20 protein-coding genes are annotated in these 20,432 nt (G+C 40.1%); 17 read left to right on the plus strand and 3 right to left on the minus strand.

What is annotated here, in order from left to right; genetic code table 11:
- Positions 1-7 precede the first annotated feature (7 nt).
- The 4 genes from rplI to O0550_RS21170 all read left to right on the plus strand — a co-directional run bounded on the left by rplI (position 8) and on the right by O0550_RS21170 (position 3,812).
- Positions 8-451: a 50S ribosomal protein L9 gene (gene rplI, locus O0550_RS21155; RefSeq protein WP_003334013.1), complete on the plus strand. Its 444-nt coding sequence runs from the start codon at positions 8-10 to the stop codon at positions 449-451.
- Positions 452-479: 28 nt separating this feature from the next.
- The gene (gene dnaB, locus O0550_RS21160; RefSeq protein WP_003334014.1) at positions 480-1,826 is read left to right on the plus strand and encodes a replicative DNA helicase; all 1,347 of its coding nucleotides are present in this window, start codon (positions 480-482) and stop codon (positions 1,824-1,826) included.
- A gap of 309 nt (positions 1,827-2,135) precedes the next feature.
- Positions 2,136-3,422 (plus strand): adenylosuccinate synthase, encoded by a 1,287-nt coding sequence (locus tag O0550_RS21165; protein ID WP_003334015.1) that lies wholly within the window; start codon positions 2,136-2,138, stop codon positions 3,420-3,422.
- A gap of 180 nt (positions 3,423-3,602) precedes the next feature.
- Positions 3,603-3,812, plus strand: a complete 210-nt coding sequence (locus tag O0550_RS21170; protein WP_003334016.1) for a hypothetical protein — start codon at positions 3,603-3,605, stop codon at positions 3,810-3,812.
- Between the two features lie 197 nt (positions 3,813-4,009).
- On the opposite strand, the gene O0550_RS21175 is transcribed toward O0550_RS21170, so the two are convergent.
- Positions 4,010-4,381: a hypothetical protein gene (locus O0550_RS21175; RefSeq protein ID WP_181749573.1), complete on the minus strand. Its 372-nt coding sequence runs from the start codon at positions 4,379-4,381 to the stop codon at positions 4,010-4,012.
- 368 nt (positions 4,382-4,749) lie between these two features.
- Here O0550_RS21175 and O0550_RS21180 point away from each other — a divergent pair, with 368 nt between their 5' ends.
- From O0550_RS21180 to O0550_RS21205, 6 genes are all read left to right on the plus strand, one after another.
- Positions 4,750-6,243, plus strand: coding sequence for a peptidoglycan DD-metalloendopeptidase family protein (locus O0550_RS21180; protein ID WP_003344600.1), 1,494 nt, complete (start codon positions 4,750-4,752; stop codon positions 6,241-6,243).
- Between the two features lie 168 nt (positions 6,244-6,411).
- Entirely contained in the window at positions 6,412-7,122 is a 711-nt protein-coding gene (gene yycF, locus O0550_RS21185) for a response regulator YycF (RefSeq protein WP_163246030.1), read from the plus strand.
- Entirely contained in the window at positions 7,115-8,947 is a 1,833-nt protein-coding gene (gene walK, locus O0550_RS21190) for a cell wall metabolism sensor histidine kinase WalK (protein ID WP_003344596.1), read from the plus strand. Before yycF ends, walK begins: the two co-directional genes overlap by 8 nt.
- The gene (locus O0550_RS21195; protein WP_003344595.1) at positions 8,944-10,329 is read left to right on the plus strand and encodes a YycH family regulatory protein; all 1,386 of its coding nucleotides are present in this window, start codon (positions 8,944-8,946) and stop codon (positions 10,327-10,329) included. Before walK ends, O0550_RS21195 begins: the two co-directional genes overlap by 4 nt.
- Complete coding sequence (locus O0550_RS21200) at positions 10,316-11,098, plus strand: two-component system regulatory protein YycI (RefSeq protein WP_022586024.1); 783 nt, start codon at positions 10,316-10,318, stop codon at positions 11,096-11,098. The genes O0550_RS21195 and O0550_RS21200 overlap by 14 nt, the downstream gene beginning before the upstream one ends.
- 18 nt (positions 11,099-11,116) lie before the next feature.
- On the plus strand, positions 11,117-11,905 hold the full coding sequence (locus O0550_RS21205; protein ID WP_003334023.1) for an MBL fold metallo-hydrolase: 789 nt from the start codon (positions 11,117-11,119) through the stop codon (positions 11,903-11,905).
- 23 nt (positions 11,906-11,928) lie between these two features.
- On the opposite strand, the gene O0550_RS21210 is transcribed toward O0550_RS21205, so the two are convergent.
- Positions 11,929-12,315, minus strand: a complete 387-nt coding sequence (locus O0550_RS21210; protein ID WP_233882593.1) for a hypothetical protein — start codon at positions 12,313-12,315, stop codon at positions 11,929-11,931.
- 176 nt (positions 12,316-12,491) lie between these two features.
- Here O0550_RS21210 and O0550_RS21215 point away from each other — a divergent pair, with 176 nt between their 5' ends.
- On the plus strand, positions 12,492-13,766 hold the full coding sequence (locus tag O0550_RS21215) for a S1C family serine protease (protein WP_003334025.1): 1,275 nt from the start codon (positions 12,492-12,494) through the stop codon (positions 13,764-13,766).
- Positions 13,767-14,087: 321 nt separating this feature from the next.
- Here O0550_RS21215 and O0550_RS21220 read toward each other — a convergent pair whose 3' ends face one another.
- Entirely contained in the window at positions 14,088-14,483 is a 396-nt protein-coding gene (locus O0550_RS21220; RefSeq protein WP_258427198.1) for a RidA family protein, read from the minus strand.
- 402 nt (positions 14,484-14,885) lie between these two features.
- Between O0550_RS21220 and O0550_RS21225 the strand changes: the two genes are divergently transcribed.
- From O0550_RS21225 to O0550_RS21250, 6 genes are all read left to right on the plus strand, one after another.
- Positions 14,886-15,305, plus strand: coding sequence for a DUF4288 domain-containing protein (locus O0550_RS21225; protein ID WP_258427199.1), 420 nt, complete (start codon positions 14,886-14,888; stop codon positions 15,303-15,305).
- A gap of 362 nt (positions 15,306-15,667) precedes the next feature.
- Positions 15,668-15,901 carry a CxxH/CxxC protein gene (locus O0550_RS21230; RefSeq protein ID WP_031412648.1) on the plus strand — a complete coding sequence of 78 codons (234 nt, stop codon included), beginning with the start codon at positions 15,668-15,670 and terminating at the stop codon, positions 15,899-15,901.
- A 5-nt stretch (positions 15,902-15,906) separates the two neighbouring features.
- Positions 15,907-16,386 carry a 23S rRNA (pseudouridine(1915)-N(3))-methyltransferase RlmH gene (rlmH, locus tag O0550_RS21235; protein WP_003344580.1) on the plus strand — a complete coding sequence of 160 codons (480 nt, stop codon included), beginning with the start codon at positions 15,907-15,909 and terminating at the stop codon, positions 16,384-16,386.
- A gap of 740 nt (positions 16,387-17,126) precedes the next feature.
- Positions 17,127-18,425, plus strand: a complete 1,299-nt coding sequence (locus O0550_RS21240) for a helix-turn-helix domain-containing protein (protein ID WP_258427200.1) — start codon at positions 17,127-17,129, stop codon at positions 18,423-18,425.
- Between the two features lie 416 nt (positions 18,426-18,841).
- Positions 18,842-19,015, plus strand: coding sequence for an aspartyl-phosphate phosphatase Spo0E family protein (locus O0550_RS21245; RefSeq protein WP_258427201.1), 174 nt, complete (start codon positions 18,842-18,844; stop codon positions 19,013-19,015).
- A gap of 426 nt (positions 19,016-19,441) precedes the next feature.
- A complete protein-coding gene (locus tag O0550_RS21250) occupies positions 19,442-20,149 on the plus strand; it encodes a hypothetical protein (RefSeq protein WP_258427202.1) in 708 nt (235 codons plus the stop codon).
- The last annotated feature ends 283 nt before the right edge of the window (positions 20,150-20,432 follow it).

The following is a 20,432-nucleotide window of genomic DNA, read 5'->3' on the forward strand; positions in this document are numbered from 1 at the left end:
GTTTCAAATGAAAGTAATCTTTTTGAAGGATGTAAAAGGACAAGGAAAAAAAGGTGAAATCAAGGAATTGTCTGAGGGCTACGTACGCAATTTCTTACTTCCTAGAGGCTTAGTAAAAGAAGCAACAGAGGGAAACGTTAAGAATTTAGAGGCACAAAAAAAGAGTGAAGATAAAAGAAAAGAGCAAGAAAAATTAGAAGCCCAACAATTGGCTGAGAAAATGAATGAAATGACCGTTAAAATAAAAGGGAAAGCCGGTGAGGGCGGACGTCTTTTTGGTGCGATTTCCAGCAAGCAGGTAGTAGAAGCGTTGGAAGAGCAATTTAACGTAAAAGTAGATAAACGAAAATTAGATATGGAGCCTATTCGTTCTTTAGGTGTTACACAAGTAAAAACAAAGCTCCATCATGATGTTGTAGCAATTTTAAAAGTACATGTTGTAGAAGAGTAAAATTTGAACAGAAGTTGAGGGGTGTGAAGTGAGCGATTTATATTTGGACCGAGTGCCGCCGCAAAATATAGAGGCGGAAGAATCGGTGTTGGGTGCGATTTTCTTATCCAAAGAAGCGCTTATTACTGCGATGGAACTCCTTCGCCCAGAAGACTTCTATAAAACTTCTCACCAGCGTATCTTCAATACCATGCTTGCTCTTTATGAAAGAGGAGAGCCTGTTGACCTTGTAACCGTTACGGCAGATTTACAGGATCAAAAGGTCTTGGAAGAAACGGGTGGTGTTGTCTATTTAACATCCCTCGCTAGCTCTGTTCCTACAGCGGCGAATATTGAGTATTATGCCAAGATCGTAGAAGAGAAATCATTGCTTCGTCGATTAATTCGTACAGCAACTAAAATTGCTAATGATGGCTACTCACGTGAGGATGAAGTAGGCGAAATCATTGCGGATGCGGAAAAATATATCCTAGAGATCGCACAAAACCGCAATAGCGGAGGGTTTATTCCTATTCGTGATGCTTTGATGGAAACCTATGAGCGTATTGAATTTTTAAGCCAAAGAAAAGGCGATATAACAGGTATTCCATCTGGTTATCCTGATTTAGATAAAATGACGGCAGGTTTTCAACGATCTGATCTGATTATTTTAGCTGCTCGTCCTTCTGTAGGTAAAACAGCGTTTGCTTTGAACGTAGCGCAGAACGTTGCCGCGAGGGCGAATGAAACAGTAGCTATCTTTTCTCTTGAGATGTCAGCGTCTCAGCTTGTACAACGTATGATTTGTGCGGAAGGGAATCTAGATGCTTCCCGTATGCGCTCTGGTGGGTTGGAAGAGGATGATTGGCAAAAGCTAACGATGGCAATTGGTACTTTAGCGAAGGCCCCCGTCTATATTGATGATACACCAGGTATAACCGTACAGGATATTCGTGCAAAATGTCGACGTCTTCAAACTGAAAAAGGATTAGGTCTCATTCTAATTGACTACTTACAGTTAATTCAGGGACGAGGAAAAGGTGACAACCGACAGCAGGAGGTATCTGAGATCTCACGTACGTTAAAAGGGATAGCCCGTGAGTTAAATGTACCTATCATTGCTTTGTCACAGTTAAGCCGTTCTGTTGAGCAGCGACAAGATAAACGTCCAATGATGTCAGATATCCGTGAATCAGGTTCCATTGAGCAGGATGCTGATATTGTTGCTTTCCTATATCGTGATGATTACTACGATAAGGAAACTGAGGCCAAAAATATTATTGAGATTATCATTGCCAAGCAACGTAATGGTCCTACCGGGACCGTTGAGCTTGTTTTCTTAAAGGAATTTAATAAATTCGTCAGCTTAGATCATCGTTATCGGGATGTAGGCTAACAAAAACGAGCCATCTTCCATTTCAAGAAGATGGCTTTTTTTGTGTTATGACGGGCAGAAAATAATGCATTTCTTATTTTTACTAGGTACAGCAAGAGCTTATTTTCGCCTGTTTTTCTTTTTTTGACATATACTAAGAAAAATAGGTAAAAGGACAGGGAAGCCTGCATCTTATTGGCATAAAATGAATATGTATTTACGAACATATAGTAATAAGGATTATAAAATGTTCGTGATTTGGTTGACATCTGTTCGTTGCTTTAGTAAAATGAGTTTGTTTTTCTGATTATTAATCAGGAGGTGTGTTCATTGTCAACAGTCGTGGTTGTAGGAACCCAATGGGGCGATGAAGGAAAAGGAAAAATTACAGATTACTTAGCAGAAACAGCAGAGGTAGTAGCACGTTACCAGGGTGGTAACAATGCTGGTCATACAATTATTTTTGATGGGAATAAATATAAGCTCCATTTGATTCCATCCGGGATCTTTTATAAGGATAAAATCTGCGTAATTGGAAACGGCATGGTTATTGATCCTAAGGCATTGGTAGCAGAGCTAGAATATCTGCATGGTCATGGATTCACTACGAATAATTTAAAAATTAGCGATCGTGCTCATGTTATTCTGCCATACCATATTAAGCTGGATGGAGTAGAAGAAGAGAGCAGAGGCCAAAACAAAATCGGTACTACTCGTAAAGGTATCGGTCCTGCTTACATGGATAAAGCAGCGCGTATTGGTATTCGTATCGCTGATTTGATGGACAAAGAAGAGTTTAAGGAAAAGTTAGCTCGGAACCTAGTTGAGAAAAACCGCGTTCTTGAGAAGCTTTATAACGAAGAAGGTTTTAAACTAGAAGATATCTATGAAGAGTATCTGAAGTATGCTGAAATCATTCGTCCATACGTAACTGATACATCTGTCGTATTAAATGACGTTATTGATAATGGAAACCGTGTGCTATTTGAAGGTGCTCAAGGGGTACTGTTAGATATTGACCAAGGTACTTATCCATATGTAACATCATCTAACCCGATCGCTGGTGGGGTGACTATCGGTTCTGGTGTAGGACCATCCAAAATTCATCAAGTAATTGGCGTGGCGAAAGCATATACAACACGTGTAGGAGACGGTCCATTCCCTACAGAATTACACGATGCAACAGGAGATCACATCCGTGAGGTAGGCTTTGAATTCGGTACAACAACAGGAAGACCTCGCCGTATCGGCTGGTTTGATACTGTGGTGGTTCGTCATGCCCGTCGCGTGAGTGGTATCACTGGTTTAGCAATTACGAAGCTAGATACACTATCTGGCATCGACAAACTTCGAATTTGTACGGCTTATAAGTACAAAGGTGAGATTCTAAACGAATTCCCGGCAAGCTTAAAGGTACTGGCTGAATGTGAGCCAGTATATGAAGAGCTTGAGGGTTGGAGTGAAGATATCACGGGCATACGTGATTTAAATGATTTGCCTGCTACTGCTCGTCACTATATCGAGCGTATCACACAGCTAACAGGAGTACCTATGTCTATCTTCTCCGTTGGGCCTGACCGTGAACAGACAAATGTAGTAAGAGGCATTTACGTATAGGCTCTTGCCAAATGAAAAAAAAGCGGTTCTTATGCTTATCACTAGCATAGGAACCGCTTTTTTATGAACGGAAATAATGATTTTTCTACCTCTTCGTAAAAAAATTGTTTGGGACAGTCACCAGTACCCACCATCTGGGCATATCTTATCGTATACCAAATGAAAACGGGGTGCTTGATAATGGGATTCGATCAAAAAGCAATGACACTGGTTGGAAAAGATGTGGAAGTTAAAATGTTTAATGGTGTAATCATCAGCGGGACGATGACTCATGTAAGTAAGGGATATGTTTGCTTCGTACTTGGCAAAAGAGAGAATGATACAAACAAAAAGAAAGAAATTCGCAGACTATCCATACGTGACATCACCTCAATGGTAGCTATTAACTAAATTATGCACGATTATGTACATTAGAATGGCAGGGGTTATTGATTAAAAAAAAACGATAAGTCATGTAATACGTTTGATTTGACTGCTCCACAAAAAACAGGGGTAACAGGAAAAAGGACTGTTTTCTACGTCTATATGACTACATGTAGACGTTTCAAAACAGTCTCTTTTCCTTATTCCTAAGAGGTCCAGATAGGTTAAATCAGCCCGCCATGAGATTGGATAATCTGATTGGCCTTACTACTGATGGCATCATCCACTAGGCAGGTTAGCAGCAGGTTTGGCATAGCAGCCTCAGCACCTCGATCAGCCATCCCGCTAGCAGAAGGGTCAGAAGCTGCTAGCACACTAGCATCACGACCAGAAGGAAAGTCTCCGCTTAACGTCATACTTCCTAAATTGGGTATTTCCCCAGTAATGGGATTCATTATGCGGTCTACACCTTTTCCCGGATAGCTACTTACCTCATCAATCTTAACTGTGGAGCATCCTAGCTGCTGTAATTCGTTTGCTGCCTGTTGAGCGCTCTGAAGGGATGAAAATCCTGCTAAAATACTAATTTCTTTCATAGAAATTGCCTCCAGTCGTTGAGAAGTATGTACGAACTGACTTATTTTTTGATCAGTGACGACTGCCCTTGCTTTTACATGTCATGGGTATTATTTCCTACGAAAATCATCGTTCATATACAGGTAAATAGTACCTTGTTATTCTTTTACAATCTTGTGACTTTATTATTACTCGACACATTACTATTTATTCGACCGGATTTTACACTTGATGTCGATTGCTGTGATGTGATACAGTTTAATAAGTTGGCTTAATTAGGAAATTTGACAGGTATAATTTAACTCCAGACACAATGTGCTGGAACATTTTGTTTTTTCAACTTTTGCGCGAGTAATGTTGATGTTGGAAAGGCTTATAGGAGGTATTAATGATGCGACCGGCCGAATGGAAAGACTGGTTGGTTCAGCGTGTCAAGCCATTGCTTGATACATGTAATCAAAGTTCCAGACGAATTGCAGACCGTGCTTGGGCATATATCCTTAGCCATAAGAAACAATCTGTTACTGTAGCTGTGACACTTGTAATGGGTGCTACTAGCGTAACCTATGCGAATTATTACTACACTTCTAATATGACTCCCCTTTATCATGTCATGCTAAATGGTAAAGAGATGGGTGTGGTGGACAACCCTGAAGTAGTGAGGCAATGGACGGAAGAGCGCTTAAAGGAACAGGAACAGAAACATCATGCCCCGCTTACGCTAAGTGATAATATCACCTTTGCAGAAGAAAAGGTGTTTAAAGGGCAGGTAAACAATCAAGAAACACTTCAAACACTTGAAAAGGAAGCAAATCTTCAGGTTGAAGCCATCAAGGTAATGGTTGGGGACAAACTTGTGGGGTATGCGGCTAATCAAGAACAAGCGGATAAAGTTTTAGCTGATATCAAGGAACGATACAGTGGCGTTCCGACAAATAAAACGAAGAAACCAGAAGTTATGGCGGCTTCCCTATCGACTGACAAACAGATTAAGTCAGTTTCGTTCAAGGAAAAGATTTCTCTAGATACAGAAACTGTACCGGCTGATAAGATTATACCGGCTAACAAGCTAGAGGAAGTATTAGTTAAAGGTACGGCACAAGAAACAATACATTCTGTTAAGCCTGGTGATACAGTTAGCGGAATTGCTAAAAAATATGGAATTACCCAAAAAGAGATATTTAAAAACAATCCTGGTGTTACTGAGAATACGTTGCTTCAATTGGATCAAAAATTAAATGTTACCGAGATTCGCCCTTATGTGACGGTTCAAGTGGTGGAAAACGCGACTAAGGACGAAAATATTTTTTATCAAATTGAAACAAAATCGAATGCCAAAATGCCTAAAGGTGAAACGAAAGTAGTTCGCGAGGGTAAGAATGGTTTAAAACGTGTTCAGTACGAATATGTAAAAGAAAATGGTCAGCTTGTAGCAACAAAGATGATCGATGAAGATATGATTCAACAACCCGTTTCAAAAATTATTGAAAAAGGTACGAAGGTCATAGCGGACCGTGGTACCGGTCGTATTGCTTGGCCAGCTAGGGGCTATATTAGCAGTGGGTTTGGAACTCGCTGGGGACGTATGCATAAAGGTATTGATATTGCGGGATCAGGTACCGTGAAAGCAGCAGATAACGGTCGCGTTGTCCAAGCTGGCTGGAATGGAGACTATGGTATTTCCGTAACGATTAATCATGGGAATGGCACGCAAACCCTTTATGGACATTTGCGCAGTGCAAAGGTAAAAGTTGGACAAGTTGTCAGCAAAGGTGGAGCCATTGGTATTATGGGATCTACAGGTGACTCTACAGGTGTCCATCTTCATTTTGAAGTGCACAAAAACGGGCGTTTGTTAAACCCGCTTTCTGTGTTACGCTAACTATAGACAATTCAACAGACCAATTCTGACAGAGATGTCAGGGTGGTCTGTTTTCTTTTTCTCTACTAGTTATGTGAGGCTCTGTAGATTGCTTGAAAGGGAATTATTCGTTAAAGTGGAATGGATAGAGTACACGAATAGATTGAGTAGTCGAAAGGAGTGAATCCATTGGCGAAACTCCTCGTAGTGGATGATGAAAAACCAATTGCTGATATATTAAAATTCGCTTTAGAAAAAGAAGGCTATCAAGTGGTGTGCGCATACGATGGTGAGGAAGCTCTTCGGTTGGTACATCAAGAAAAGCCTGATTTGATTTTATTAGATATTATGTTGCCTGGCCGAGATGGGATGGATGTGTGTCGGATTGTCCGTCAGGAATACGAGATGCCGATCATCATGCTTACGGCTAAGGATTCGGAATTGGATAAGGTATTAGGCTTAGAATTAGGAGCCGATGATTATGTGACGAAACCATTTGGTACACGTGAGCTATTAGCCCGTGTCAAAGCCCATTTACGCAGGCAAAAACCAAAGCAAGGGGAACAGAACAAGCATTTTTTCCGTATTGGGGATTTAGAGATAGACTTGCATTCTTATACCGTAAAAAAACAAGGTGAGACTCTCGAATTAACCCATCGGGAATTTGAATTGCTTGTTTATTTGGCAAAGCATCAAGGACAGGTTATGGTACGAGAGCATTTGCTACAGGCGGTATGGGGCTATGATTATTTCGGTGATGTGCGAACAGTCGATGTCACCATTAGACGCCTTAGAGAAAAGATTGAGGATGACCCAAGTCAGCCTACTTATATCATTACACGACGTGGACTAGGCTACACCATGAAACAGACTTCTACGGGGGGATCACTTCATGGGTAAGCTGAAGCTGTTCAAAACAGTTCAGTGGAAGGTAGTCGTCATCTATATGCTGTTACTACTAATGGCCATGCAGGTCATTGGGGCCTATTTTACTCGTGAAATAGAAAAGTACTATACCAACAACTTTTCAGAAGGCTTAAACGGACAGGCTACCTTATTGTCTACTCTATTAGAGAAATATTTTAGTCAGACACGCAGTCCTGATGACCATAACGGACAGGATGTCAAAACCGATATAGATAATCTGATTCGCAACATGTCCTTTAAGGAGGCGCATGTACAGGTAGTCGATGCGAATGGAACGGTGATTAGTACCTCTGAAGATAATCCGGCGATTATCGGGCAACGTACTGCCCAGAAGGAAATTACGATCGCGCTTCTTGGAACGCGCAATGAATCAATGCGTATTGATCCTGTTACGGAGGGGCGAGTAAAAGTGCTAGCCGTCCCCATCAAAAAGGGGAATGTGGTATACGGAGCTGTGTACATGGTTGCCTCGATTGAGAGCCTGTATACGACCATTCGTCAAACCACTAATATTTTTGCTACAGGAACGTTTATCGCTTTAGTAGTAACGGCAGTGTTGGGATATTTATTAGCCCAAACCATCACCAAGCCAGTCAAAGAAATGACTCGGCAGGCCAAGGCGGTAGCGAACGGTGACTTTAACCGATCGGTGCGCATTTACAGCGATGATGAGATTGGTCAACTTGGCAGTACCTTTAACTATATGACAGCTCGTTTAAAAGAGGCGGTTTTACTAGAGGAGGAGGAGCGGGAAAAACTATCGCAAATCTTAGCAAATATGAGCGATGGTGTTATGGCGACTGATCGGGATGGCACGATCATTTTAATGAATCGATCAGCAGAAGAAATGCTTGAGGTAAAGGAAGCGGATGTGTTAGATCAAAAACGCAGTATCTATGATGTACTGCGCCTGCCGCCTGAGGAAGAGATGCCTTTGTTTCAGGAGGTGGAGCCTCTGCTCCTAGAGATGATGGTATCCAATCGTGAAGTGATTATGCTACGAGTCTTAATTACCCCACTCCAGCAGGATAGTGGCAAAAAGGGTGGAATTATTGCCGTGTTGCAGGATGTTACAGAGCAGGAACGTACAGAGCAACAACGCCGTAATTTTGTGGCTAATGTCTCACACGAACTACGTACTCCGCTGACTACCATTAAAAGCTACACAGAAGCACTCATGGATGGAGCAGTAGAAGTGCCAGAGCTATCGAATCAATTCTTACGTGTCACGATGAATGAGACGGATCGGATGATTCGACTGGTCAATGACTTATTGCAGCTTACACGATTTGATGCGCAGGGGGTTCAATTAAATCGAAAACAAATAAGCATGACAGAGCTTTTACAATACGCAACCCAGCGTTTTGCGATGCAGTGTGAACAAAATGGGATCAAGCTCAAGCTATTCCATTCAGAAGGTCTGGATGATGTCTATATGGACGATGATGCAATTACTCAGGTTCTGGATAATCTGTTGTCTAACGCGATCAAATATACACCAGAGGGCGGGGAAGTAACGGTAGAGGCACGTGCCGATAATGAACAACAACGCGCATATATTTCTGTAAAAGATACAGGAATCGGGATTCCTAAGCGGGATTTACGGTTTATTTTTGAACGTTTTTATCGCGTAGATAAAGCAAGGTCTCGCAGTCAGGGAGGCACAGGTCTAGGACTAGCCATCGCGAAGGACTTGGTAGAAGCTCATGGTGGAGAGATACAAATCTCAAGTGAGTGGAATGAAGGGACCATCGTCACATTCTGGATTCCGTTAGCTAAAGGAGGAGAGGAAGCTTGAGCAGAGAGCGGATGGAGAATATAAAGTCTGTCGTGCTTGTGGTATTGGTACTGCTCAGTCTGATTTTGACTTCCCTTCTTCTCAACAATCAGCCTCAGCTAGAATTTATATCACCTGCCACATTCGTCCCTGCCGACAAACAGGGGGCATCTAAGCAAGCTAAGGATTTTGTGGTTCCCGATGCCATTCTTTTTCATTATGGCGAAGATCGTCATACCAAAGCAAACTCCAGTGATGATGTGTATCGAATCCTGATGGGACAGGTGCAGAATTGGTACTTTAATGAATTTAGCTATTACCCTATGACGGAAGACAAGTGGGATAGCTTGACTCGTAAAAAGCTGGGATTAGAGCTGCAATATAACTCGCTCATCCCCATTTCCGTTATGGAGCAGGTACTGACATTGCGTGATGTTGATCAGCGCTTAACAGGAATAGACAGAGTCTGGCTGTATTATGAGGAAGCAGATGATACGGTGTATGCTCTATTTTTGTCAACGAAGGATCACCAGAGTTTTCGAGCCAAGACAGCCGTAAGCCCGAAAGATTTACGCAATTCTTATCTGTTGTTTGGTAAGAATTTACCGGAGCAGATTCTAAAAACGTATAAGGACCCGCAAAGATCACCGTATATTGTACAAAATAAGCAATCCTTCTGGAGCGTTTATTATCTACCAAAAAAGCAGAGTGTCATGAGCATGTATAATTACAACTATCTGCCAATCTCACGCAAGCAACTACTGGAGAGCTATTTTCTTGATCCGGGCTTGGTCAGACAGATTGTAGAGCGAGATGGCACGAATATTTATACAGATGGTACTCGATCTGTTCAGGTGCGTAATGGGCAGCATTTAATGACTCTCACTACACCTGTTTGGCAAGCTGGCGATACGCAAATGACTGCCTATGAACAGCTTCAGGAGAGCGTTTCTTTTATAAATCAGCACATGGGATGGATTGATGAATTTCGCTTACGGTCAATGGAGCAACGTACAGAGGGCAGCTCCCAAATCGTTTTCCGTCAATATCTAGGCGCTTTCCCGATCATCAGCCAGGACTCTAAATTAATTGATAATATCCAACTTAATATGGATAAAGGACAGGTTCAATCAATGAGAAGATCGTTGATTGATTTGGATACGTTCTTTGGCTATAAGGAAGTGAATGTTGCTTCTGGTGCTGATCTGATCACCTATTTACAAGAGAATAAAATTGATACGGAAAAAATCAGTAACATCTATTTGGCCTATCAATTGGTAGAACAAAAGGGCTACATGCAATTAATCCCAGCCTGGGTGGTGCAGTTGGAAGGCGTGTATAATAAAATCATTGATGTTCGCAGTGCCGTGCCAAAAGGAGGGAAAGTGAGTGGACTGGAGTAGGACGAAAACCATTCTGATTCTTGCCTTCCTGACGCTTAATTTGTTTCTTGGCTATCAGGTGTACCTATCAAAATTGCAGCATGGCGTAGAGTCAGAATCTGCGCAAAGCACGCAATGGGAGATTGAAAACTATCTATCAAAGCAAAATATCACGATCAAGATGGATATCCCACAGGAAACACCTCTATTAAACTATCTGTATGTGGAGTATGTGACCTCGGCTACCTTTGAACAGGAGGAGATGGCAGACCAGCAGGTAGTGGTAGACAATACCGTGCTAGAATCACGCCTTGAAAAGCCAATCCCCATACGAGATTTTAAAAGTCCAAAGGATGTCTTACATCAACTATACAACACGATTAAATTCGCAGATCAGTATAAAGAGGATGTTAACTGGAGTTTATCTGCACCAATTTATTGGCAGACGCATGATGGACTGCCGATGTTCGTCGCACCACTAGAGCTACACATTGCTGATGGATTTATCAGAGGGTATAAGCAGACTTATTTACTGGTGAAAAATCAGGGCTCAGGTCGGAAAATCATTACGGCTTACACAGCCCTGCGCTCTCTAATTGAAAAAGAAGTGATTAAGAGCGGAGAAAGCATTGATAGCATCTCACTCGGCTATTATGGGTTTAAATATGACGCTGAGATACAGGTGTTAGCGCCTGTGTGGCGTTTTCAGCATGGCAATAAGGTTGAATATATGAATGGATTTACTGGGACGATGGAGCGACCACTAGATAAAAAGGGAATGGTCGAATAGAGGAATGAGGGATATCTGTTGCAATTTAGTGTGTTAGCCAGTGGAAGTACAGGGAATTCGATCTATGTAGGAACAGAGCGTACTTCTTTATTGATCGACGTCGGTCTTACGGGGAAACAAGCGGAGGCGTGTTTAGAAGAGGTTGGCGTAAAGCCAAGTGATTTGCAGGCCATTCTAGTAACACACGAGCATTCCGACCATATCAAAGGTGTGGGTGTCATGGCAAGGCGCTATGGCATCCCGATTTATACTACACAAAAAACCTGGGGTGAGCTGGACAAGCTGATAGGAACGATCCCTGAGGGACAGAAGCAACTCTTTGAGGTGGGCCAAACGATGGAATTCGGTGATATCACGGTTGAATCATTTGGAATCTCCCACGATGCTGTTGAGCCAATGGGCTTTTGTATGCATGCGGATAATAAAAAGCTGAGTATCGCGACCGACCTCGGCTATGTAAGTGACCGAATCAAGGAAGTTATTCGTGGAGCAGATGCCTACATTTTTGAAGCAAATCACGATGTGGATATGCTACGCATGTCGCAATATCCTTGGAGTATTAAGCGCAGGATTTTAAGCGATGTTGGCCATCTTTCCAATGAAATGGCCGGCGAAGCTTTGACAGATATTCTTGGCGGGCGAGCAGAGCGTGTATTCCTGGCTCATTTAAGCAAAGAAAACAATATGATGGATCTGGCAAAGCTTACGGTGAAAAATATCTTGGAGGAAAAGGGCCTGCATGTCGGAAATGATGTGCACTTGCGGGAAACCTATCCGCATCGTCCGACGAGGTTGGAAGTGCTGTAGAAACCTTGATAGCCTTCCTTGATTTATTGTGGCTTGGTCGGCACATAGCTTCCGTTAGGAGCTTTTGGGGCGGCTTGAAAATTAACGGCTGTATGGTCGTGGCTTTTTTGCATGGTCTGCAATCCTTTTGGACAGGATTTTTCCATGACCTGTGTATTCATGTGACTGTCTAATTGCTGGACTTTAGCAGTTACCTCTTCATGATTAAGAAGTCCTTTTTCGGTCAATAACTCAATAATGGCATGAAGCACTAACGTATTATGGTAATCTACATTTCGCAGATCGCTGAGCTTGGCCAAAATGTCTAGCTGGTCTAAGGGAGAAAAGGGCTGTTTCATGTGAAGCACGTCCTTTCTTTTTATTAGTTTAGTGCGGGTAGGAAAGCCTTGAACATGTATGCATAACCCCATTCTTGACGCTTCCTCCTCATCTTATGCGAATGGACGAGATTCATTCCACAACCTTTCCATATTTCTAACGTTAATTTGCCTCAATGCCTGCGTATACTGTTACTACAGCAAGAATATGCAAGCTCTTTATTACAAAAATATCTTTTATTCCTGCTAGAACGAAAGGAGTAATTGTTATGGGTTATTACGATAATGATTTTTATGAAACGGAGCCAAAGAAAAAAGCCAGCCGTTCCGGCATGGGCAAATATATCGTGACCTCTGTCACATCAGCCGTCATTGGGGGTTTGGTCGTACTTATGCTTACGCCAGCCATCTCCAAAACAGGTTATCTGAATCTACCTTTAAAAAATGGAGCAGATGCTAATCAAGCAGCCGTGACAGCATCGACGATCTCAACGAAAACCAACCAGCCTGTAAGCGTGAATGTGGAAACAGCGATCACCAGCGCAGTGGAAAAAACAGAGGATGCTGTGGTCGGAATTACCAACATCAAACGGGTAGCTAACCTCTGGACCAGACAAACAGGTAACGTCGCGGCCGGTGTAGGCTCTGGTGTCATTTTCGAAAAGAAAGATGGAAAAGCGCATATCATCACGAACAATCACGTTGTACAAGGGGCACAAAGCATTGAAGTCAGTCTAGCAAGTGGAGACAAAGTGACCGCTAAAGTCCTTGGAGCTGACGCATACAACGATTTGGCCGTGTTAGAAATAGATGGATCGAAGGTAACAAAAGTTGCCGAGCTAGGTGATTCTAGCACGTTAAAAGTAGGGGAACCAACCATTGCGATCGGTAACCCGTTAGGTCTAGATTTTTCTCGTACCGTTACACAAGGAATTATCAGTTCGAAAAGCCGCTCCATGCCGACAGACGTAAATGATGACGGCGTTGTAGACTGGGAGCTGGACGTTATCCAAACAGACGCAGCCATTAATCCAGGAAACAGCGGTGGTGCTCTGGTCAACATCTATGGCCAGGTAATCGGGATTAATACCTTGAAAATCTCTCGTGAGGGCGTAGAAGGTCTTGGATTTGCGATCCCTATTAACGATGTGAAAAACATCATTCCACGCCTCATGCAGGATGGCTATCTAAAACGTGCCTACCTTGGCGTAACACCGCGCGACCTAACAGACGTACCAAAATATGCGTGGAAGGAAGTATTGAATCTACCAAACGAAGTGAAAACAGGTGTAGTTGCTATGGACGTAGGAAGCTTCTCTCCAGCATCTAAGGGTGGCTTGAAACAATACGATGTCATCACCCAGTTAGACGATACTCCAATTAATAGCAGTGCACAGCTATTGAAATACTTCACCCTGAATAAAAAAGCAGGTGAAACCGTATCGATCACTCTGTATCGAGATGGATTTAAGAAAGAGGTTAAAGTAACACTCGGGGAAAAACCACAGCAGAATCAAGAACAGCTACAACCGCAATTTCCGTAAATAATAGGGTAATGAGGGGGACCGCCAGCAAATCAAGTGTTGCTGGCGGTCTCCTTCGTCATCAAGCTAGTGAAAAGGAAAAGCTGAGAATGAGAAAACCTGTTGATTTTCCTTGCCAGTACAAATGTTAGGCATGTGAAAAGCCTTATCGGGTAATTTCTCGCTCATTCCAATACAAGCATCGGTGATGGATAAAGTACAAAGCAAAGACCATCCTTCATTTTCAGATTTTCACTGAATAAGGATGGTCTTTTTTTATCTTTTTATATCATGATCTTACCTTAATGGTTTTGGAGACAGCCTGTTTTAGAGTTACTAAAATCAACCTGCTGCCCAAACATCTAATTCAATTTTTAATTCCGGTAACCCTAATCCTTTAATGTATGCAATCGTCATTGAAGGAGGTGTGGTACCGAATACTTGATTCCAAATCTCATCGAAATGCTCCCAATCAATTTCTTCTGTGGCCCAAATATTAACCTTAATGACGTGATCGGGAGTCAATTTTTGAGAAGAAAGGATTTCAACGATATTATTCATTGTATTTGTCACTTGTTGATTAAAATCTGTGGGTATATTATTGTTCTGATCTATACCAATTTGCCCAGAAAATACATACATTTCAGCATTTCTGCTTATTTTTGTTACATGACTATAGTTCCCGACAGGTCTCGCTATATTTTCTGGATTATATCTTTTGATCACATGATTATTCATTGTAAAAGTCTCCTTTTAAATAGAAAACATATAACTTATGGGTATGTTATATATTTTCACTGTTTTTTCATCTTTCTTGATTTTAGACAGACTTATCCCGTCATTAATCAATTCTAGAAAAAAACAGCGGTAGAATACCCAATACCAAAAGATAAAAATTTAATCGATCTCTTTTTCATCGGGTATTTCCTCCTTACCTTTAAAAGTGAGATAATTACATTAATATTCTAACATTAATGCAAGACAAATGAAATGATGATCTGATTCCAAGCTAAAAAAACGGGTACATCTATTAACAGGTGACTGATTTGAAAAGTAATAATAGGTTTACTTAAACCCACTTCAGGGGTAGCTTTTCATTAACATACCTAAAAGTTGTAGTTGATGAGAGGAGAGATTTGTATGGAAAATGCTTTATCGAATGAATGTAGAATGAAATGGTATTCAGTAAAGATTCTATTTGAATCTATCCATTCAGGTGCCCCACTTCCAGATAAAATAAATGCTGACTATTATGTAAGCAAGGACAATAAACTTTTGGAGGAAAGCATCATAATAGTGAAAGCTACAGATACCGAACAGGCTTGCAAATTGGCAGAAGAATATGCAAAAAAGGCTGAACATGAATATCTAAATTACTATGGTGAACAAGTTAAGGATCAATTTGTATGTACACTCCATGCATTTGAGCTTAACGATTCAGAGATAGCAACCGGGGTAGAGGTTTACTCAAGATTTATACACGCAACAAGCAAAGAAACCACCAATGACATTATTAAAAGATACTATCCCGAGGCTTTAGATGAAGAGGAAGAACAATAATTAGAATGATCATAGATATAAAAGACGGTGAAGATTTTGAGCTAGACAGAAAGCTGGTTATATCCTTAACATGGGGAAAACCGGCTCTTTTTTTGTCTAGCTGTCAGTAAGGCAGTAAATAGGTGTTTGGCTAGCCGTTTTTTTAATTGAAAATAATAGATAAAAAAGAGTCAAATTTTATCTTGTTTTGGGTACGGCTTATGAAAGAGCTGTCTTTTTTATGCCCATTCACCTTTGATTCATTACTTATCTGGGGTAGACTAGGAGAGTGAGAAAATCAAGCAATTTGAGTATGAATCTAAAGTCGATCTCTTAGTCGAGTATGAGAGACGACTTACTATAAAGCGGGGGTATATTACATCATGGCTAAAACAATCGTGATTCAAGGAAAAGAAACACCACTTCATGAGGAGCATCCAATCCGTGTGAGCTGTATGGAGCATATTGAAACGGAGCTGGACGATTATGTGAATTATCACGATGTGGCACCAGATACGTTTTCCATAGATGAAGTAGAATTAGGAGAAATCCCAGCCACCTGCATGGAATGTAATCAACCAGGCAAAATCGTGCTATTGCATGTGAAGGGAATGTAGGAGAAGTGCAGATTACAATTATTACGGTCGGGAAGCTAAAGGAGAAGTACTTAAAGGAAGGCATCGCCGAGTATGTCAAGCGCTTGTCGGCCTATTGCAAGCTAAATGTCGTCGAGGTAAACGATGAGAAAGCCCCGGAAGAGCTAAGTGCTACGGAAATGGAGCAGGTCAAGCGCAAGGAAGGCGAGCGGATATTAGCACATATCAAGCAGGACCATTACGTGATCGCGTTGGCTATCGAGGGGCAGATGTGGTCGTCTGAGAAGCTATCTAGCGAAATGGATAAGCTAGCGCTGCACGGACGTAGTCAGGTGGCGTTTGTAATTGGCGGATCGCTGGGGCTGGCAGATGAGGTGTTGAAGCGAGCGGATGCGAAGCTGTCGTTTTCTAAGATGACATTTCCCCATCAATTGATGCGATTGGTGCTGGTGGAGCAGATTTATCGGGCGTTTCGGATTAGTCGGGGGGAGCCGTATCACAAATAGGCACAAAGTTTATGGGGAGCGTTGTATCGAAGAACAACTCAATGTTCTCGATACAACGCTCTTTAATGTTGTTAGAAAATTTTATTGTAATACGATTGATAATCGAGTGCAGTAAATCTTTTTGTTTCTCAGGTGATACGTTAAAAAGTACCTGTGAGAAATTAATAAAAATGTTTTGTATCCGATCTACCGAAACTTCTTTTATCATAGGTTTGGATAATTCATATATGACGGTTTCCTTTGTTTCTTTGAGGGTTGCAAGTTCCTTTTCATACCGCAAGCTTCTCTTTAACGATATAAGAAGAAATCTTGCCGCTCTCAAAGAGTATGATATATTTTTGAATGTTAGCTTCTACTTTACTTATCTGTTGGTCAGTATAAGAAAGTTGTTGTATTAGTAGCTTTTGGAAGGAGTATACTTTACATCCATTCAGCATGTGCATATTGGAATATAGGCATAAAAACTTCCAAAAATCCACCCTAGATGTTGAATTTACAATACGTTGACAGATGTCATCATAACGTAGCCCGTACTCCTCTTTTTTGATACCCATTGTTGAAAGATATATTTTATTAGAGATATTAATAATCCTCGACTTTCAATATCCCTTTCATAAAAAAAGTAAATCAATCTATTATTTTTTGTTGTTATTTACAAAAATATACAATAAAGTTAGAATCAAGTTAAGATTAATAAAGGAATTAGTAGGTTTATATATAAATTATGGAAGGGGATTAACATGAGTGTAAGTCTAACTTTCACAACATTGGGGGAACTGATAAAGAGAAAAAGAGTGGAAATAGGCATCAGTTTGTCAGAAGTGTCGAGAATAACTGGGATCAGTAAAGGGGTTATTTCTAAAATAGAAAGTGGTGAAACAAAAAGTCCAGAGTTGAGGACTTTGAAACCTATCGCAGATATTTTAAAAATTCCTTATGAAGACATAATTGAATATAGCATCCAGGTAGAACGCCGTTATGGATTATATGATGATTTTTTATCAGAGGCTATTGAAATTTCCAATCCTTCTTTGATTAATAAAGTAGCAATCAAATTCCTAGAAAACATTAGGAAAGAAACATGCTCATCGTTAGACTTTTTGTATACACTTGCAAACACTAGTACGAACAACGATGCAAAGGTAACTCTTTATACCACTATTGTTGCGTACGCCAGAGTGCATGGACTGCCCTATTACATAGCCAAAGGGTTATATCAAAAATACTTAATTGAGAGAGAAGATTTAAAACGTTTGGAAGAATCGTTTATAGTAGGAGAAGAAGTTCTGCACTATGTTGATTTTCTTTCCCAAGAAGAAAAGATAATATTCTATTTTAGAATGTCGTTACATGCTCATAACATAAAAAAATATGACAGATGCATTGAACTTGGTCGAACAGGATACAATTTAGATTTAGGGACAAGTATGCTTAAGCAAAGAGTAATTTATGCAATGATCAACTCTTTTATTCATACTGGAGATTTTCAGTCCGCAGAGAAGAATTTAGAAATATCGGAAAATTTAGATTATACATTCATTGAGGAGCGTTCTAAATTCATAAGAGCTAACATATATTTTGGAAAAGGTGAGTATGGAAAATCAATTCCAATTCTTCAAGAGTGTTTATTAGAGGCTACAGATGATACTCGTGTTCATATCTTAAATGACTTGATGGAATCATTTTTTAAATTGGGAGAGTTAGAATCAATACAGACATTATTAGATACAGAAGAAAAGTCAATTTGCTTGGGTGTGAAAACACCTCACAAACATCGAGAAATAGGAAGATTTTTTAAACTAAAAGGCGCTTGGCAAGTCGAAATAGGAAAATATAATGATGCAATATCCTCTTATTTAAGGAGTATGGTTTCTTATGAGCAAATTAACTCCAATGAAGATATCCATCATACTATAGGCGAAATTTTATCAATACATTATTTATATCAGAAACCAATTGATTTAGACCTTTTAGGGAAGTTGGTTGAGGTTTATAATGTCATCAACAAGAAGTCTAATGATAAAAAGGTGGTAGTGTAATGAAAAAGATAGTAGTAGCAACATCCATAATTTTAGCCTCATTGTCATTGACGTTTTTATTTTCAATAGAAAGGCAAACCGAGAATCAAATAGTTTCAGGACATATCAAAGTATATACAGGAGACCCCGGTCATTAATTATTTGAAACTTTCAGGCGCTTAAAATAGCGTCTTTTTTTATGGGGAGTTCTATTTTTTAGGAAGATGTAAAGGCGTTTCTTCGAGAAAAAAATAAAGGTAGTCCCTGCAACTAATGGTAAAATAATACATAGGAGGAAGAAAGGAGGTAGCGCCATCGGATTATATGAATTGTTAACTAAAAGGAGCGTTCCCGTTAGTTTGGACACCATCGGAACGCCCCTATCTTGAGCAACAAAAAATATTACTCAAGTTCATTTTACCACTCACTTACAGAATATGAAAACAGAAAATTCTCAACTCGGAAATGATTTACAGAAGCTTATTGAACTCCTCCGTAAAGAATTAGAGATGTTGTATTACAGAAAAGGCTCATTTATACACCCTGCCGTACTTCAAATGAGTCAGCAATTAGATGAGTACATTGTAATGTTTGAGAAGATTAGACACTAGTTGGTCGTTAAGAGTAAGCTGTACGGAAAACTTATACGAAACCCTGTTGGGGTAATAATTATATAGCCGTGGTTCAGCTATTCACTAAAGACCTCTAGGAGGTTTACAACATGTTAATATGGGGTGTCTCATTTATCGAGGATGACATTATAGATGTACAGAAGTGAAGGTTTCAAGAATCTTACCTTTTTTTAAAGAATGAGCTTATCCATTCAATAACTAGGGCAATTACAGTTGAAAAAATAAGTAATTTGAAAAAAGCCATCCAAAAATCTGTTGGAGCGATATTAATAATTCCTGTAATTAGAATTATTAAAAAAACTAAAACGCTCGGTTTTAAAAAAAATGCTTTCACGTTAACATCACCTCAAAAATATTTTACCACTTTGTTCCAAATAAACAATAAAAAATAAGGAGTGTATTTTAATGAAAAAATCGTTGATTAGTTCTATTGCAATGTCTGCTGTGTTAGTTACTGGTTTAGTTCAACCGACTTTTGCAACAGAAAGCGAAACAAAACAAACTATTCCTCAAAATACAAAAGAATTATTCTTTTTAATGGAAACTGGTGCTCTAAACAGAGATGGAACAGTAGTACAGGCATTAAGAGCTGAAGAGATTAAAAAAGCTCTTGCAGAAGGGGGACTGAAAACATCAGGAAAGATTGATGGAGAAAAAGCTATAAAAGTTCATGAATTTGAGGATGGAAGTAAAATCAGAGTGACTACCCATATGACTACTGAACCAAGCTCGAATAGAGGAATAAGTACACAAGCAAAAGAGGAGAAGGAAGAAAGAGTTACCGGTTACACGACCTATACATTAGAAAGCGCAATTGGGGTTGAGTTGTGGACTTATACACTTTATCAAAAAGTAAAAATCAAAAAGGAAAAAGTCACATGGTACGAAAAAAATCCTTATACAAAGTGGAAAACGAGTAATATTTTGAATGCTTGGCATCTGGATCACGAAAACTATTATAATGACCCAGAGGGTAAAAACGTAAGAGCGATAGTTAATGCTAAATTAAGTTGGGGAATTAGAGACATAATTAATTTGCAAAATATAAGCCTTAAAGGAGAATTACTAGTTCGTGGTGATGGTACTTATGTTGGTGGTTGGCAAGAGCTATAGAATAAAATGAAGTCTCTATAGATGGTTCCTGATAATTCATATGAGGTAAACTTAACGTCCGAATGGCCAAAATTCGGGCGTTTTTACTTGTGTTAAATAAGCTCTGTGTATTTAGTTGCAAGATTAACCAACAAAGTGTAGCCTCTTCATTAATAGAGTGGATTTGAGTCAATATCTTGGACACAATTAAGTTAAGTACTAGGATGCTTTTCTTTGCAAGTCTTCTACTTCTTGAGGTGTTTTGTAGCCTAGACTACCATGTATTCGGGTTCGGTTATACCAA

It is taken from the genome of Brevibacillus halotolerans (assembly GCF_026891775.1).
GTDB lineage: Bacteria > Bacillota > Bacilli > Brevibacillales > Brevibacillaceae > Brevibacillus_B > Brevibacillus_B halotolerans.